The 16,433-nt window shown below is 68.0% G+C and carries 16 protein-coding genes; 5 read left to right on the plus strand and 11 right to left on the minus strand.

Annotation, left to right across the window (positions count from 1 at the left end; all coding sequences use genetic code 11):
* Positions 1-95: 95 nt before the first annotated feature.
* Entirely contained in the window at positions 96-2,300 is a 2,205-nt protein-coding gene (locus ABD768_RS14290; RefSeq protein ID WP_344840895.1) for a M4 family metallopeptidase, read from the plus strand.
* A 68-nt stretch (positions 2,301-2,368) separates the two neighbouring features.
* Here the strand turns inward: ABD768_RS14290 and ABD768_RS14295 are convergent, their stop codons facing one another.
* Positions 2,369-3,277 carry a helix-turn-helix transcriptional regulator gene (locus ABD768_RS14295; RefSeq protein WP_344840897.1) on the minus strand — a complete coding sequence of 303 codons (909 nt, stop codon included), beginning with the start codon at positions 3,275-3,277 and terminating at the stop codon, positions 2,369-2,371.
* 253 nt (positions 3,278-3,530) lie between these two features.
* Between ABD768_RS14295 and ABD768_RS14300 the strand changes: the two genes are divergently transcribed.
* Entirely contained in the window at positions 3,531-3,713 is a 183-nt protein-coding gene (locus tag ABD768_RS14300) for a hypothetical protein (RefSeq protein WP_344840899.1), read from the plus strand.
* Between the two features lie 54 nt (positions 3,714-3,767).
* On the opposite strand, the gene dusB is transcribed toward ABD768_RS14300, so the two are convergent.
* The 4 genes from dusB to ABD768_RS14320 are packed head-to-tail and all read right to left on the minus strand — an operon-like array spanning position 3,768 to position 7,321.
* On the minus strand, positions 3,768-4,889 hold the full coding sequence (gene dusB, locus ABD768_RS14305; RefSeq protein ID WP_344840901.1) for a tRNA dihydrouridine synthase DusB: 1,122 nt from the start codon (positions 4,887-4,889) through the stop codon (positions 3,768-3,770).
* On the minus strand, positions 4,889-5,590 hold the full coding sequence (locus ABD768_RS14310) for a hypothetical protein (protein WP_343976996.1): 702 nt from the start codon (positions 5,588-5,590) through the stop codon (positions 4,889-4,891). The genes dusB and ABD768_RS14310 overlap by 1 nt, the downstream gene beginning before the upstream one ends.
* Before the next feature lie 2 nt (positions 5,591-5,592).
* Positions 5,593-6,978, minus strand: a complete 1,386-nt coding sequence (locus tag ABD768_RS14315) for a glycine--tRNA ligase (protein ID WP_343976993.1) — start codon at positions 6,976-6,978, stop codon at positions 5,593-5,595.
* Between the two features lie 46 nt (positions 6,979-7,024).
* Positions 7,025-7,321 carry an antibiotic biosynthesis monooxygenase family protein gene (locus tag ABD768_RS14320; RefSeq protein WP_343976990.1) on the minus strand — a complete coding sequence of 99 codons (297 nt, stop codon included), beginning with the start codon at positions 7,319-7,321 and terminating at the stop codon, positions 7,025-7,027.
* Between the two features lie 87 nt (positions 7,322-7,408).
* Between ABD768_RS14320 and ABD768_RS14325 the strand changes: the two genes are divergently transcribed.
* Positions 7,409-7,720 (plus strand): DUF6703 family protein, encoded by a 312-nt coding sequence (locus ABD768_RS14325; RefSeq protein ID WP_343976987.1) that lies wholly within the window; start codon positions 7,409-7,411, stop codon positions 7,718-7,720.
* On the opposite strand, the gene ABD768_RS14330 is transcribed toward ABD768_RS14325, so the two are convergent.
* Positions 7,717-8,256, minus strand: coding sequence for a TetR/AcrR family transcriptional regulator (locus ABD768_RS14330; RefSeq protein WP_344840903.1), 540 nt, complete (start codon positions 8,254-8,256; stop codon positions 7,717-7,719). The genes ABD768_RS14325 and ABD768_RS14330 overlap by 4 nt on opposite strands.
* A gap of 55 nt (positions 8,257-8,311) precedes the next feature.
* On the opposite strand from ABD768_RS14330, the gene ABD768_RS14335 reads away from it, so the two are divergent.
* Positions 8,312-9,529 carry an FAD-dependent monooxygenase gene (locus tag ABD768_RS14335; RefSeq protein WP_344840905.1) on the plus strand — a complete coding sequence of 406 codons (1,218 nt, stop codon included), beginning with the start codon at positions 8,312-8,314 and terminating at the stop codon, positions 9,527-9,529.
* Here the strand turns inward: ABD768_RS14335 and manD are convergent, their stop codons facing one another.
* The 4 genes from manD to ABD768_RS14355 form a co-directional block, all read right to left on the minus strand.
* Positions 9,530-10,735: a D-mannonate dehydratase ManD gene (gene manD / locus ABD768_RS14340; protein ID WP_344840907.1), complete on the minus strand. Its 1,206-nt coding sequence runs from the start codon at positions 10,733-10,735 to the stop codon at positions 9,530-9,532. It abuts the gene before it with no gap.
* Positions 10,736-10,748: 13 nt separating this feature from the next.
* Positions 10,749-11,309 (minus strand): DUF305 domain-containing protein, encoded by a 561-nt coding sequence (locus tag ABD768_RS14345; protein ID WP_344840908.1) that lies wholly within the window; start codon positions 11,307-11,309, stop codon positions 10,749-10,751.
* A 127-nt stretch (positions 11,310-11,436) separates the two neighbouring features.
* A complete protein-coding gene (locus ABD768_RS14350) occupies positions 11,437-12,690 on the minus strand; it encodes a DUF1996 domain-containing protein (RefSeq protein ID WP_344840910.1) in 1,254 nt (417 codons plus the stop codon).
* Positions 12,687-14,447 (minus strand): discoidin domain-containing protein, encoded by a 1,761-nt coding sequence (locus ABD768_RS14355; RefSeq protein WP_344840912.1) that lies wholly within the window; start codon positions 14,445-14,447, stop codon positions 12,687-12,689. The genes ABD768_RS14350 and ABD768_RS14355 overlap by 4 nt, the downstream gene beginning before the upstream one ends.
* Before the next feature lie 236 nt (positions 14,448-14,683).
* On the opposite strand from ABD768_RS14355, the gene ABD768_RS14360 reads away from it, so the two are divergent.
* On the plus strand, positions 14,684-15,679 hold the full coding sequence (locus ABD768_RS14360; RefSeq protein WP_344840914.1) for a LacI family DNA-binding transcriptional regulator: 996 nt from the start codon (positions 14,684-14,686) through the stop codon (positions 15,677-15,679).
* Here the strand turns inward: ABD768_RS14360 and ABD768_RS43110 are convergent.
* Complete coding sequence (locus tag ABD768_RS43110; RefSeq protein ID WP_425558428.1) at positions 15,671-16,183, minus strand: pentapeptide repeat-containing protein; 513 nt, start codon at positions 16,181-16,183, stop codon at positions 15,671-15,673. The genes ABD768_RS14360 and ABD768_RS43110 overlap by 9 nt on opposite strands.
* Positions 16,184-16,433: the final 250 nt, after the last annotated feature.

Genomic DNA, 16,433 nt, shown 5'->3' on the forward strand with positions numbered 1-16,433 from the left:
CAGAGCACCCAAACGCCGCCGCGACCGAGACGTCTCGGACGCGACCGGCGCAGTACAGGTCGGCCGACCGTCGACCCCCGCCCCAAGGAGCAGTTGTGAATCGAACCAAGACCAGGGTGGCCGCCGTCAGCGGCCTCCTCGCCGCTGGGCTGGTGATGACGCCTTTCTTCGCGGCGCACGCCGACCAGACCACTCCGGGCGCCGTCGCCCACGAGCCAGGCTCCTTGGCTGCCGACGCGCAGGCACATGCCCCCGCGAGTGCCTCCGCGCTGGGTCTGACATCGGGCGAGAAGCTGACCGTCAAAGCGGTCATCGAGGACGCGGACGGCGCCAAGCACGTGCGGTACCAGCGCACGCTCGACGGGCTGCGCGTCATCGGTGGTGACCTGGTCACCCACCAGGACGCGAAGGGCGTCGTCGACGACGTCACGTACAACCTCGGCCGCAAGAGCGTCACGCCCGCTTCGCGGACCCCCAAGATCTCCAAGGCGGCCGCGCAGGCCAAGGGGCTCGCCACGGCGCAGGCCACCAAGGACGAGAAGACCGTCGGCAACGAACTGGTCGTTCTGGTGACCGACCAGGGCCCCAAGCTGGCGTACGACGTACTGACTACCGGCCTTCGCGCCAACCAGGTCCCGACCCGGCTGCACACCTACGTCGACGCCGCCACCGGCGCCGTGCTGCTGACCGACGATGAGATCAAGACCGGCACCGGCACCGGCATCTTCACCGGCAACGTCAGCATCGAGACCACCGCGAAGTCGGGCGGCGGTTTCGAGATGCGGGACGCGACCGGCAACACCGCCACCGACGTCCACAACCAGGGCGATCCCAACACCGGTGAGGGCCCCGACGGCGACATCTTCACCGACGCCGACGACAAGTGGGGCACCGGGTCGAACTCTGACCGCGCGTCCGCCGCTGTCGACGCTCTCTACGGCGCGCAGAAGACCTTCGAGTACTACAAGACCCAGCTCGGCCGGAACGGCATCTGGAACGACGGCCGCGGCGCCCGCTCGCGCGTCCACTTCGCCAACGCGATGGTCAACGCGTTCTGGGACGGCACCCAGATGTCGTACGGCGACGGCGCCGGAAACGCTGCCCCGCTCACCGAGATCGACGTCGCCGCGCACGAGATGAGCCATGGCGTCACCGAGAACACCGCGGGACTCGTCTACAGCGGCGAGGCCGGCGGACTCAACGAGGCGAACTCCGACATCTTCGGTACCGCGGTCGAGTTCTACGTGAACAACCCGAACGACATACCGGACTACTTCATCGGTGAAGAGATCGACATCAACGGCAACGGCTCGCCGCTGCGCTACATGGACAAGCCGAGCAAGGACGGGCTGTCGAAGGACTGCTGGTCCTCGACGCTCGGAAGCCTCAACCCGCACTACTCCTCGGGCCCGCTCAACCACTGGTACTACCTACTGTCCGAGGGCTCGGGCGCGAAGACGGTCAACGGGGTCAGCTACAACTCGCCCACGTGTGGCGGCGCCGCGGCCGTGACCGGCATCAGTCACCTGAAGGCCGAGAAGATCTGGTACCGCACGCTGGCGACCTACCTGACGTCTTCGAGCAAGTACTCCGACGCCCGGACCGGCGCGATCAAGTCCGCCAAGGACCTCTACGGCCAGGGCTCGGCCGAGTGCCAAGCGGTCGAGAAGGCGTTCACGGCCATCGCCGTCGCGGCGACGGCCGAGACGTGTGGCACGGGCACCCCGGACCCCGGCTCCCCGACGGTCACCAACCCCGGCGCGCAGACGAGCACGGCAGGTACCGCTGACTCGCTGCAGCTCGCAGCGACGGGCGGCACCACGCCGTACTCGTGGTCGGCGACTGGTCTCCCCGCGGGCCTCACGGTCAACGCCTCAACCGGTCTCATCTCCGGTACGCCGACCGCTGCCGCCACCTCGACGGTGACGGCGAAGGTCACTGACGCCGCGGGCAAGACGGGCACCGTGTCGTTCTCGTGGGTCGTCTCCGGCGGCGGTGGCGGGACCTGCACCGGCGCACTCACGTACAACGGCAGCCTCACCTCAGGCGGCAGCAAGACGTTCGCTGCCTTCAGCGACAGCGACGCCGGCCAGCTCAAGGTCTGCCTCGACGGGCCGACCGGTAGCGACTTCGACGTCTACCTGCAGAAGCAGTCCGGATTCTCCTGGGTGACGGTTGCCCAGGGCATCACCCCGAACCCGGACGAGTCGTTCACCTACAACAACACGGCCGGCAACTACCGGCTCGTGGTGAAGTCCGACTCCGGATCGGGCGCCTTCACGGCCACCGTGTCCGAGTGACCTTGACCTGATTCGCCGGTGGCACCTCTTCGAGCGCTTCGGCCTCGGAGAGGTGCTGCCGTGTCAGCTCAGATCCAGCCCCGGCGGCTCGCCTGCGTGGCCAGCTGGAACCGGCTGTGGGCGCCGAGTACCTCTTCGAGGCGGGCGATCCGCCGGCCGACCGTGCGAGCACTCACGCCCAGATCACGGGCGATCGCCTCATCGGTGAGACCGGCCGCCAGGTAGGACAGCAACTGCTGCTCGTCCGAACCCGGACCATCCAGCGCGTCGACCACCTGGGACTCCGCCGACAGCGGCACTCCCATCTGCCAGAAGACTTCGAAGAGGCTGATCAAGGAGTCGAGCAGGCCGGACTCGTGGACGACGATGAGCGACCGCCGCGCCCCTTTCTGGCCCGGCACCGACAACATCGCGCGCTTGCCGTCGTACAGCATCAGGTTGAGCGGTACCTGGGCGAAGACCCGCGCCTGTTCGCCGACCGCGATGCACTGCTGAACCGCGGTGAGTCCTTCGATGTCCTCGAGCACCGATACGCCGTACAGCCCGCGCGCCCGCACCCCACGCTCCATCGCGGCCAGGAATCCGACCGCGATACCGGGTCGCGGAATCCGCATCCCGCTCTGCACCCGCCGCGGCGAAACCGGCCCGATGCACAACCCGTCGACGGTCGAGGCGGTGTCATCCATCAGCTTGGTCTCGACCACCGTGCACCGCGCCTCGTCCGCGATCACCTCGACGAAGCTCGACCGGTCGCCCGCCTCACTCCAGATCCCGGCGAACACCGAGGCGATCTGCCGAGTGGCATCAGCAGCCCGCGCGTGCTCAGCCGCCACCTGCTCCAACGGAATCCGCGGCGCAACCGCCTCGATCCCCTCGTCACTCACCTCGAGCAGCCCAATCGCGGCCAGCGCCTTCACCTCGTCCGCAGCGACGCCCCGCTCGACACCAGCCCGCTCAGCCAGGGTGTCCAGGCTCATCCGCCCACCCACAACCGCCGCCCGATAAAGCGGCTCCGCGAAAGCCGAAAGAAAGGGTGCTGAAGGCAATTGCATCCCGCCGTCTTACCACCTCGTACGCCGCCCACGCGAGCATGAGAACCCTTGCCCCTCAAGCGCTTCGCCCCACGGTAACCAACCCCACACACACCGCAACCATCACTCCTACCGATCCCGCGGCGACCTGCCACCCGATCGTCTTGACCCTCCACGCGGGCGGAGGACAATCCCGAAGATGACCTCCTACCGCTTCCTGGACGCCATGGGCACCGTCGTCGAAGAGGCCGACTTCGCCGACCACGCCACAGCCCTGGCCTGGGCAAGAGCCGACGACCACGACGAAGACATCCAACGAGTCGAATACCAAGACCCAGGCCCCCAACACGACTGGCGCTGGGCCGGCCCCCTACTCGACTGACAACCCGCGCCACCCCGCAGATGGTTCGGGTGGGGTCTAGACACCCGGCCGAGGTCAGCCGCCGGAGACTCCGATTTCGGCGTCGGCCAGGTCGGTGTTGAGGCCGTCGGTGTCGTCCAGCCAGCCGTGTGGGAGGACTACGTGGTCTCGGGGGGAGCCTTGGCGGCCTCGGGGGGAGCCCAGCTCTTGGACTGGGAAGGGGGCGGTGGGGTCCAACTGAGAGAGGAGTTCGTCCAGGTGGGTCAGGGAGTCGACCATGCCTAGGGCGGCTCGGAGTTCGCCGCCGGCGGGGAAGCCCTTCAGGTACCAGGGGACGTGCTTGCGGAAGTCGCGGAGGCCGCGGGCCTCGCCCATCAGGCCGGCCAGGAGTTCGCCGTGGCGGCGCATGACGGTGGCGACCTCGCCGAGGGTCGGCAGGTTCAGGGCTTCGCCGCCGGCGAAGGCAACGGCCAGGTCGCGGAACAGCCAGGGGCGGCCGAGACAGCCGCGGCCGACTATGACGCCGGCGCAGCCTGTTTCGGCGACCATCCGGAGCGCGTCGGACGCCTCCCAGATGTCGCCGTTGCCGAGGACCGGGATGTTCACGTGCTCGACGAGTTCGGCGATCTTGGTCCAGTCGGCCTGGCCGGAGTACGCCTGCGCCACGGTACGGCCGTGCAGCCCGATCGCGGCCGCGCCCGACTCCTCGGCGATCTTGCCCGCGTCGAGATACGTCTGGTGCGCGGAGTCGATCCCGATCCGCGTCTTCATCGTGACCGGGATCCCGTACGGCTCAGCCGCCTTCACCGCTGCCCGCAGGATCGCGCCGAGCAGATTCCGCTTCCAGGGAAGGGCTCCGCCACCACCCTTGCGCGTCACCTTCGGCACCGGGCAGCCGAAGTTGAGGTCCACATGCGCCACCCCGTACTCCGAGCACAACAGCTCCACCGCGCGCCCGACGTACACCGGATCGACGCCGTACAACTGCACCGACCGCACCGTCTCGCGCTCGTCGAAGGTGAGCATGTCCAGACTCTTCTGGTCGCCCTCGACGATCCCGCGCGACGTGATCATCTCGCACACGTACAGCCCGGCGCCCTGCTCGGCACACAACCGCCGGTACGCCGCGTTGGTGATGCCCGCCATCGGCGCGAGCACCACAGGCGTGTCGATCGTCAGGTCACCGAGCTTCAGCATCAGGCCTTCGCCACCAGCACCTGGCCGTTGCCGGAGATCTGCGCCTTGTAGGGCTGTACTGCGTTCGCCGTCGTCGTCACGTCACAGGCGATGCCATCGGCCGTGTGCTTCACGACCGCGACGTCGTCCATCGTGCAAGTCACCTTCGCGGCACCCGGCACCGTCCGCAGCACAGCGTCGACGACCTTCGCCCGAACGATCGCGACCGAGTCGGAGGTGAACTTGTACGAGGCCGAGTACTGCTTCGCGTCGACCGTCAGCTGACCCGTGTACGACTTGCCCGCGTACGTCACCGTGCAGGTCAGCGTGTGCTTGCCGGCCGTCTCGGCCTTGTCGATCCCCGGGCAGTTCACCGTCGTCGTCGCGGCGCGACCGGCCGTGATCTGCGCCTGCTTCGAAATCGCGAACCGGATCCGCTGGGCCAGCGGTGCGTCCGAAGCCGGCTCACCCTTCACCGACGGCGTCGGCCAGGGCTTCGACGGCACCGGCAGCGGAGTCAGCGTCGGCTTCGACGCGGTCGGGATCGGCGCAGCAGAGGAAGGCCCCGAAGAGCCAGTCGCCGAAGGGGTGCTACCAGCATCCGGCGCGCTGTCCGAGCAGCCTGCCACCAGGAAGACCAGCAACGCGCTCAGCCCGAAGACGGCCACGCCGAACTTGGTCCGGCTGGGCGTCATGATCCCCCGCAGCGACAGAGCAGGCATCGTCAGCAGCCCACCAGACGCTGCGCCAGGTAGCCGGTCACCTCGGTCAGGGCGACCCGCTCCTGCTTCATCGAGTCGCGCTCGCGGATCGTCACCGCCTGGTCCTCGAGGGTGTCGAAGTCGACGGTGATGCAGTACGGCGTACCGATCTCGTCCTGGCGGCGGTAGCGACGGCCGATCGCGCCGGCGTCGTCGAAGTCGACGTTCCAGTTCTTCCGCAGCTCGCCGGCCAGGTCCTTCGCCTTCGGGGACAGGTCGGCGTTGCGGGACAGCGGCAGCACGGCCGCCTTCACCGGAGCGAGCCGCGGGTCGAAGCGCAGTACCGTCCGCTTGTCCACGCCGCCCTTGGCGTTCGGCGCCTCGTCCTCGGTGTAGGCGTCGAGCAGGAAGGCCAGCACGTTGCGGGTCAGCCCGGCGGCCGGCTCGATCACGTACGGCGTCCAGCGCTCGCCCTTCTCCTGGTCGAAGTAGGACAGGTCGACGCCGGAGTGCTTGGAGTGCGTGGACAGGTCGAAGTCGGTCCGGTTCGCGATCCCCTCGAGCTCGTCGAACTCCTTGCCGCCGAAGTGGAACTTGTACTCGATGTCGACGGTGCGCTTCGAGTAGTGGCTCAGCTTCTCCTTCGGGTGCTCGTACAGCCGCATGTTGTCCGGGTTCAGCCCGAGGCCGGTGTACCAGTCCCAGCGCGCCTTCAGCCAGTACTCGTGCCACTCCTCGTCCGAGCCGGGCGCGACGAAGAACTCCATCTCCATCTGCTCGAACTCGCGGGTCCGGAAGATGAAGTTGCCCGGGGTGATCTCGTTGCGGAAGCTCTTGCCGACCTGGGCGATGCCGAACGGCGGCTTCTTCCGCGCCGTGCCCATCACGTTGGCGAAGTTGATGAAGATGCCCTGCGCCGTCTCCGGCCGCAGGTAGTGCAGGCCTTCCTCGGACTCGACCGGGCCGAGGTACGTCTTCAGCAGGCCGTTGAACATCCGCGGCTCGGTGAAGGTGCCCTTGTTGCCGCAGTTCGGGCAGGAGATCTCGTCGAGCTTGACGTCGTCGGCGTCCTTGTTCTTGCGCCGGGCGAAGTCCTCGCGCAGGTGGTCGTCGCGGAACCGCTTGTGGCACGACTGGCACTCGGTCAGCGGGTCGACGAACTCCTGCAGGTGGCCGGACGCCTCCCAGACCCGGGTCGGCAGGATCACCGAGGAGTCCAGCCCGACGATGTCGTCGCGGCTCGTCACCATCGAGCGCCACCACTGGGTCCGGACGTTGTTCTTCAGCTCGACGCCGAGCGGGCCGTAGTCCCACGCCGACTTGGTACCGCCGTAGATCTCGCCGCACGGGTACACGAAGCCTCTCCGCTTACTGAGGCTGACGACGGCATCGACGGTATCCACGGGCACTTTTCGACTCCAGATTGGTGGTACGGCAAAGGTCAAGGCTATCGGGTCAGCGGTGCGGTGCGAATTCCCCGAGATCGTCATAGGCGGAGGGCTCGTCGATTGCCTGCGACAGCAGCGGTACGGCCGCCAGCTTCACCTCGTACGGCGAGAGCGCGCGGCGGTAGCTGCCGATGTTCACCCACTCCATACTCAGCGCGAGCAGCTCGGGATCGTCGGCGTTCCGCCCGGTCCTGGCCGCCACGAAGCCCTTCTGCCGCGACAGCACCTCGACAGCGGTCTCCAGCCGGCCAATGAACTCCGGTTGCGCGGTCTGTTCGACCCGGAACCTGATCACCACGAACACCCGCGACAGCGTACGGCGTCACGCCGGGTCACCGTCCGCTGGCCCTACTCGAACGGCCCTGCTCTGCTGACCTGGAACAATGGCCGAATGAGCAGCACACCCAGCAGTCAGCCGGTCAGCCCGCTCCGGGCACGGATCACCAAGGCCAGCTACCCGATCGTGGCCCGGCTGCACGCCATGCCGAAGCTGACCCTGCCGGGCATCACCCTGGTCCTCGCCCTGATCGGTGTCTTCGCCCCGGTCAGCGTCGGCATCCCCGCCCTGATCCTGCTGGCCCTGCTGCTCGCCTGGCTCGGCTTCCTCTCCTGGCCGGTGGTCAGCACCGGCGCCCGCGGCATGCGGATCTTCTCGGTCCTGGTCATCCTGCTCTTCGCGGTCTCCCGCATCGCCAACAGCTAAGGACGCAACGTGTCGTAGGCCGCGTCGACCGACGCCTGCTTGAGCTCCGAACGGTCGACGTGGTCGAACATCACCGCGCAGTCGGACAGCCCGCCGAACGCGACCATCCCCCGGACCTGCTCGCTCAGCGGCGGGTCGTCCCCGATGATCAGCGCGATCAGCCGGGTCCGCCAGTCCACGAACCGCTGCGCGAGACCCGTCTCCTGCAGCACGGTGAGGTCGTTGATCGCGAGCTGGATCAGCCCCCGGTGCTCGTACGCCAGATCGAAGTACGACGACAACAGCTCCCGCGCCTCGACCGGCGCGGCCGCCTCCTGTGCGTCGACGTACTTGTCGAAGGCCTCTTTCATCGGCTGGACCAGGCTGCGGACCAGCTCGTCGCGCGAGGCGAAGTGGTAGTAGAGCGCCGGCTTGGTGACGCCGAGCCGGTCCGCGATGTCGCGCAGGCTGGTCTGCTGCGTGCCCTTCTCGGCAAACAGCTCCAGCGCCGCGGCCTGGATCCGGGCTTTGGTGTCGCCACTCCTTGCTCTTGGCATGACGTTAGCTTACCTTCCGTTAAGTAAACAAACTTTCGGGCAGGAGGCGGTCGAGATGAAGGTACTGATCTCAGGGGCAAGTGTGGCGGGCCCGGTCCTCGCCTACTGGCTGGAGCGGTACGGCTTCGAGCCGACAGTGGTCGAGCGGACACCGGAACTGCGGCACGGGCTCGGCGGTCATGCCGTCGACCTGTTCAGCAACGCCGTCGAGGTCGCCGAGCGGATGGGCCTCGGCGACGCCGTCCGGGAGGCCCGCACCCGGATCCAGCAACTGACCCTCTGCCGCGACGGCAAGCGCCCGATCGACGTCGATCTGGACCGGCTCAACGCGGGCATCTCCGACCGGCATGTCGAGATCCTCCGCGGCGAACTCACCAGACTCCTGTACGACGCCACGCGCGACCGAGTGGAATACCTCTTCGGCGACTCGATCGCCACCCTGGCCGACGACGGCACCGGCGTCGACGTCACCTTCGAGCACGGGAAACCCCGTCGGTTCGACCTCGTCATCGGCGCGGACGGGATGCACTCCACCGTCCGCCGGCTCGCATTCGGGCCCGAGGAGTCGATGCAGCGTCCGCTCGGCGGCTACCTCGCCGTCTACTCCATGCCCGACGAGCTCCAGCTGGGCAACCGGATGCTCACCCACATGAAGATCGGCCGGCTCGTCGGCCTCTACGGAGTGCACCAGACCGGCCAGGCCCGGGCCGCGTTCATGTTCCACAGCGCGTCGGAGCTGCGGTATGACTACCGCGACAAGGACCAGCAGAAGCAACTGCTCGCCGACGAGTTCCGTGAGTACGGCTGGGAAGTACCGCGGCTGCTGAAGCACCTCGACGCGGCCGGCGATTTCTACTTCGACTCGATCGCTCAGATCACTCTCGACACCTGGCAGAAGGGCCGGATCGGGCTGGTCGGCGACGCGGGCTACTGCCCAGGACCGGCGGTCGGCGGTGGTACCAGCCTCGCCGTCATCGCGGCGTACGTGCTCGCGGGCGAGCTGGCGGCAGCTCGCAGCGACCTGCCGTCGGGCTTGCGCAACTACGAGCGCATGATGCGGCAGTCCGTCGACGCGAGCCGAGCGCTCGCGCCGAAGGTGATGAAGACACTCATCCCGGGCGGCCCACTGGCGATGCGGGCGGTACCGCTGGCGTTCGCGGTACTCCCCCATCTGCCGACCGGTTTGCAACGCCTGATCTGGGCCCAGAACGGCATCGGCAAGGCGCTCGGATCGCTCCAGCTCCCGGACTATGCCGATCTCGTCAGGGCCTGATCACCAGTCGTGGACCGTGCCGTCGGCCAGGCGGTTCACGGGGAGGTACGCCGGGGCGTAGGGATGAGCGGCGGCCAGCTCATCGTCGAGTTCTACGCCCAGGCCCGGAGCCTCGCCGGGGTGGAGATGGCCGTCCGTGAACGTGTAGGCGTGACGGAACACCTCCTCGGTCGCGGCGGTGTAACCGGCGTACTCCTGGATGCCGAAGTTGTGGATCGCCAGATCGAGGTGGATCGCGGCGGCCATCCCGACCGGGGAGATGTCCTCCGGCCCGTGGATGGCGCTCTTGATCTGCTGCTGGGCGGCGAAGTCGAAGAGCTTCTTGATCGGCGAGACGCCGCCGAAGTGGGTGACCGCGGCGCGGACGTAGTCGATGAGTTGCTCGTTCACCAGCGTCCGGAAGTCGAAGACGGTGTTGAAGACCTCGCCGATCGCCAGCGGCGTCGTGGTGTGGCTGCGGACCAGTCGCAGCCCCTCCTGGTTCTCGGCGGGCGTGCAGTCCTCGAGCCAGAACAGGTCGTATTGCTCCAGGTCCTTGCCGAATCGAGCGGCCTGCTGCGGCGTGAGCCGGTGATGAGCATCGTGCAGCAGTGGCAACTCGGGACCGAATTCGTTGCGAACCGCCTCGAAGACCGTCGGCATGTGCCGCAGATAGGCAGCTGTGTCCCAGTCCTCGACGAGCGGCCGCACCCGCCCGTCCGGAGCGACGTCCGGCGAACCGCCGACACCGTAGACCCGTTGCAGGCCAGGGATTCCGGTCTGGATCCGGATCGACTTGTAGCCTTGCTCGAGCCGCGCCCGCACCGAGTCGAACAGCTCCGGTACGTCGCGCCCGCTGGCATGCCCGTACGTCCGTACGCGATCGCGACTCGCCCCACCGAGCAGCTGGTACAGCGGCAGGTTCGCGACCTTGGCCTTGATGTCCCACAACGCCACGTCGACCGCAGCGATCGCCGCCATCGTGACCGGCCCGCGCCGCCAGTACGCACCGCGGTAGAGCGACTGCCAGGTGTCCTCGATCTTGTGCGGATCGAGCCCGATGAGCAGCGGCGCGACATGGTCGCGCAGGTAGCCCACCACCGCGAGCTCGCGGCCGTTGAGGGTGGCATCCCCCAGCCCGGTCACGCCGTCGTCGGTGGTGATCCGCAACGTGACGAAGTTGCGGCCGGGGCTGGTGACGATGACTGAGGCGTCGACGATCTTCACCTCAGTACTTTAGTCAGAGCGCGGCGAGCTGCTTCAGCTGGGCGGCCCGGCTCGTCATGATCGAGGCGGCCAGCTTCTTCGTCTCGGCGTCCTTGCCGTCGGTGGTGATGCTGCGGGCCAGCACGATCGACTGGTCGAGATGCTCCTTGAGGTTCTTCTCGAAGAGCTGGTCGAAGGCGGCACCCTTGGTCTTGCCCAGGGTGACGATCTCGGGTTCGGTCATCATGCCCGGCATGTCATGGCCCTCGTGCGGGTTCTTCGCCGGCCAGTTGGCGCGGGTGCGCAGGGCAACGAACTGGGCGACCTCGGTCTTGTGGCCGCTGCTCACCTGGGTCGCGAACGTCCGTACCGCGGGGTCGGCGGCCTGCTTCTGCGCCATTCCGAGGACGCGGATGAGCTGGTCGTCCATCGGGATCATCAGCTCGATCCAGGCCAGGTCGGTCGCGTTGAACGACGGGTTGACCGCGAACTTGCTGACGGTCGGCGGCGGCGCGGCCGCGGGCGGCGTACTGGCAGCTGAGGAGCCACAGCCGGTCAGGGCCACGAGTAAGACAGCACAGGCGAGAGCCTTCATGAGGTGAACTCCTCGTACAAACGGGGGCGGTGGAGAGCTCCCCACCAGCAAAGCAGAGATCCGGGTACTACGAACAGCGGCCGGGCGGGTCCTGGGACGGGGGACCCGCCCGGCAGTCGAGGGATTGTTACGGGTGCCCGTTGGCCCCGCACTTGATGATCGGACGGATGCAGTCGTTGACGCGGCGCTCCATCTCGGCCGGCGGCCAAGCGTTGAAGAAGTCACCGTGCATGGTGAAGCCGCCACCCGAAGCGAGCCGGAAGCCGGCCGTCGGGCCGTTCACCGGGTACCGGAGTACCTGGCGTAGCTTCGGTACCGGCACCGGATGGCTGGCCGGGCATTCGCCGTTGACCGGGTAGGCCATGTGGCTCTTGTGGTCCGGCGAGTCGAGGTCGCGCCCGTTCCAGCACTGCGGGAAGTCCAGGTAGGACTCGAGCATCGTGCCGGCCGGACAGTTGATGAAGTCGTGCCCCGAACCGGCGTCACCGGCGTGCAGGCAGGACCAGCGGGAGATGGTGTTGTCGTTCGGCCCGGTCGCCTTCGCGTTGCCGGCCACGATCCGCAGCCCGAATGGCAGCGGCTGGGTCGTCGCGATCACGTCGTCCCGGACGCCTTCGCCGAGGTAGTAGAACGTCGTCCCGGTCGGCTCGACCGGCTGGTTGTTCACGTACAGGGTGGGCACCCAGTACGACGACTTGTCCTCGGCCGGGTTGCAGGTGGTCGGCGAGTTGACCAGGTCGTTGACCGTCGTGTTGGCGTTCGTCACGGTCGCACCGAAGAAGCTGTGCATGTGCGAGGCGCCCGGCATGTTCGGGAACACGATCGGGTCGTCCGGCAGCCGGTGCGTGTACGCGCAGTCGGCCAGGAACTCGGCGACCCGGACGATCGGGCCGCCACCCGGCGTACCGCCGTACACCTGGAACTCGAACAGCGAGGCACCCCACTGGGTCGCGCGCTGGGTGACCAGGATCCGCACGTACCGTCCGTTGCCGTTGACAACGAGATTCTGCTCGCCGCCGGTGCCGTTCGTGGTGGTCTGGATCGTGGTCCAGCTGGTGCCGTTGTCGGAGGTCTGGAGCTGGAAGCCCTTCGCGTACGCCGCTTCCCAGCGCAACAGGACCCGATTGACGGCCTGGGACGACCCCAGGTCGACCTGAAGCCACTGGTTGTCGGCGAAGCTGCTGGCCCACCGCGTGCCGTTGTCACCATCGACAGCTGCCGCGGCTGGAAAGGCTGCGCTCTCCACCGAAGAAGCCAGCGTCGGACGCCCTTGGGACAAGAGCGTTTCGGCTGCCTGTGCGGGCTGTCCGGTCGTCACCAGATAGGCGCCGAACAATGCGAGCAGCCCTACGAACAGCGTGCCCAACCGCGCGCGCCTCATCGGTACACCCGTACGTAGTCGACGAGCATGCGAGCCGGGAACGGCGTGGCGGCGTTGGGCGGGCCGGGGAAGTCGCCGCCGACGGCCAGGTTGAGGATCAGGTAGAACGGGTGGTCGTAGATCCACGGCCCCCGGGTCGCCTCGAGCTGGGCCTTGTCGACGACGAACACCGTGGTGCCGTCGACCTGGTAGGTGATGCTCGTGCTGTTCCAGAGCATCGTCCAGGTGTGGAAGCCGGCCGAGAAGTCGGCCCCACCCGGCAGCCCGTACGACCCGCCGTACCCACCGGCGCCGTTGTACGCCGGAGCGTGCAGCGTCGAGTACGCCTTGGTGGTCTCGCGGCCGAGGATCTCCATGATGTCGATCTCGCCGTTGTAGGGCCACGGCCGGCCGGTCAGGAAGTCCGAGCCCATCATCCAGAACGCGGGCCACAGCCCGTTGCCCTTCGGCACCTGGATCCGCGCCTCGATCTTGCCGTACGTCGTGTCGAACTTGGTGCCGGTGTTCATCCGGGCGGACGTGTACTGGCAGGTGCCGCTGCCGGTGACCGGGTCGATCGGGCAGGCCGAACCCGGCGTGACCTCGCGACGAGCCTCCAGCACCAGGTGGCCGGCGCCGTCCATCTGCGTGTTGTTGTGGTTGGTGTAGACCTGCAGCTCGCCGTTCTGGCCGTTGCCCGGATCAGCGCGCCATTTGTTGATGTCAGGCTTCGTACCGGAGGCGCCGTTGAACTCGTCGGACCAGATCAGCTGCGGCGGGTTCGCCGGGTCGGCCGGCGGGGTCGGCGGCGTGGTGGGTGCACCACCGGTGCCGTAGACCTGGAACTCCCACAGCGAGTACCCGTACGGCGTGTTTCGTTGTGTGCCGTACATCCGGACGTACCGGCCGGTGCCGGTGATGTTGAGCGTCTCCTTGAAGCCGGGGCCGTTCGTGGTGGTGTAGATCGGGTTCCAGTTGACGTTGTCGTTGGAGACCTGGATCTGGTACGACTTCGCCGAGGCCGGATCCCATTGCAGGATCACCTTGTCGATCTGGGCGGTCGCTCCGAGGTCGACGGAGATCCAGCCCGGGTCGACCCAGCCGCTGTCGGTCGTGGTCGCCCACCGGCTGGCCGGGTCGAGGTCGAACGCGCGAGCCGGGGTGCACTCCCAGCAGTTGCCGTCGTTCTGCTGCGACGAGGCGGCGCCGGTCTTGCCGTACGAGAGCAGCTTGCTGCCCGGGCCGGTGCCTGAGGTGGTACCGAAGACCTTGAACTCCCACAGCGAGTAGCCCCACTGGGTGGTGCGCTGGGTGCCGAGCATCCGGACGTACCGGCCGGAGCCGGAGACCGTCAGGGTCTGGTTGCCGCCGGTGCTCGTGGTGGTCGTGTAGATGTTGCTCCAGTTAGAGCCGTCGGCGGAGACCTGGAGCTGGAAGGCCTTCGCGGCTGCGGTCTCCCAGTTGAGGACGACCTGGTTGACGGTGGCGGTCTGGCCGAGGTCGATCTGGATCCACTGCGGGTCGACGCCGTGGGCGCTCGACCAGCGGGTGCCTTGGTCACCGTCTACGGCTGACGACGCTGGGAAGACGGCGTTCTCTGTCGAGGACGCGGTGGCGGTCTTGCCTTGGGACAGCAAGGTGTCGGCGGCGCCGGCGGGTGGGCTGACGATCAGCGCGACGACGAAGCTGGTCGCGATCGCCAGCAGGGCTGCGATCTTGAGGCGCGCTTTGCTTCTGGGCGCTCGGCTTCTGGGCAGGGGCGGGGAAAGGGACGGCATGGGCATCTCCTGGGGCGGGACGATGAACTGCGCAGTCGAACTGTGGTTCCTCGAAGCTTCGGGGCGAGGGAACGTTCCCTGAGTCTGAGAAAACCGTGCTGAGGGAACGGTGTCAAGACTTCGCGGTCACCTGGAAGCAACCTTGGCGTAACACGGAGGTACGCCTTGACAAGGTTCCGGAACCGCCGGGATGCTCAGTCGTGGGGAGCGCTCCCCCAGACCTGAGGGGGTACTGCGTGCGACGACCGACCCTGCATGCCGTGGCGGCCCGGGCCGGGGTGTCGAAGTCCAGCGTCTCCCGGGTGATCAACGGCGAGCCGACGGTCGCGCCGGAGATCCGGCAGATCGTGATGGCCGCGGTGACCGAGCTCGGCTACGTTCCGAACGGGGCGGCGCGCAATCTGGTCACCCAGAAGACCAACACGATCGCGATCATCGTCTCCGATCCGCCGGCCGGGCTGGTGTCGGACGACCCGATGTTCGCGATGGTCGTCCGGGCGGCGTCGCGTGCGCTGGAGGCGGCGGGCAAGCAGGTGTCGCTCGTCCTGGCCGGGTCGGCCGAGAGCCGGTTGCGAGTCGAGCAGTACCTGGCAGCGGGTCATGTGGACGGCGCGATGCTGGTGTCGATGGACGGTTCGGACCCGCTGCCCGCAGTACTGGCTCGCACTGGCCTGCCGGTCGTCTCGCACGGCCGCCTCGCCACACCGGGTTTGATGCCGTACGTCGACAACGACAACGTCGGTGGTGCGACCAGAGCCGTCCAGCACCTCCTCGACCAGGGCCGCCAACGGATCGCCACCATCTCCGGCCCCCTCGACATGCAAGCCGCGCAAGAGCGTCTGAACGCGTATCGCCAAGCCCTGCAAGACACCGACCGCCGCTCGATCGTCGCCCTGGGCGACTTCACCCGTATCTCCGGCGCGGACGCGATGCGCCAACTCCTGCAAGACGATCCGCACCTGGACGCGGTCTTCGCCGCCAACGACCTGATGGCGATCGGCGCCCTCCGCACCCTCCGCGAGTCCGGCCGCCGAGTCCCCGACGACGTAGCAGTAGTCGGCTTCGACGACATCGAAGCCGCCCTCTACACCGCTCCCCCACTCACCACAGTCCGCAGCCCCATGGGCGAACAAGCAGCAAGCACAGTCCGCCTACTGCTCAACCTCCTGGCCAACGGCTCCGCCGACTCAGTCATCCTCCCCACCGAACTCGTCATCCGCGAATCAGCCTGACCCCTCACCCACCACCCGCCCATCCCCCCAGATCCGGCCGCCTCCAAGCAGTTGCCAAAGGCAAGAGCCGCCTCCCCACGCATACCCAACCCGCCGCGACAACCGCTCACCCCGGCGCGTCGAACCAGCGCGCCGAGTTTGTGCGCGCCTGGCGGTCCACTCCCCCATCCGTCGCAACCACAGCACCCTGCTAAGGCCGCTCCTGGCGAGGCCGGCGCTGGTGGGGCCGGTCCCGGTGAGGCCGGTCCCGGTGAGGCCGGTCCCGGTGAGGCCGGTCCCGGTGAGGCCGGTCCCGGTGAGGCCGGTCCCGGTGAGGACGGTCCCGGTGAGGACGGTCCCGGTGAGGACGGTCCCGGTGAGGACGGTCCCGGTGAGGACGGTCCCGGTGAGGACGGTCCCGGTGAGGACGGTCCTGGTGGGCCGGCGCTGGTGGGGCCGGTCCCGGTGGGGCCGGCGCTGGTGGGGCCGGCCCCAGTGGGCCGGCGCTGGTGGGGCCGGTCCCAGTGAGGCCGGTCCTGGTCGGGCCGGCGCTGGGGCCGGTGCTGTCGGTGGTCATGGCGAGGGTGGCCAACCGGGGTTGGGGCGGTTCTTACCCCCAAACCGGCCGACTTTCCTCCCCACCCCCGCAGAGAATCCTCCCCAAACCGGTTCAGCACGGTGGTTTCAGGACAGCGGAGGGCGGGCCGGTGTCAAGCCACGCAACGGGGCCGGGGTCGAGCCATGCAACGCGACCGTGGTCGAGCCGCGCAACGGG

It is taken from the genome of Kribbella ginsengisoli (assembly GCF_039537185.1).
In the GTDB taxonomy this organism is placed as follows: Bacteria; Actinomycetota; Actinomycetes; order Propionibacteriales; family Kribbellaceae; genus Kribbella; species Kribbella koreensis.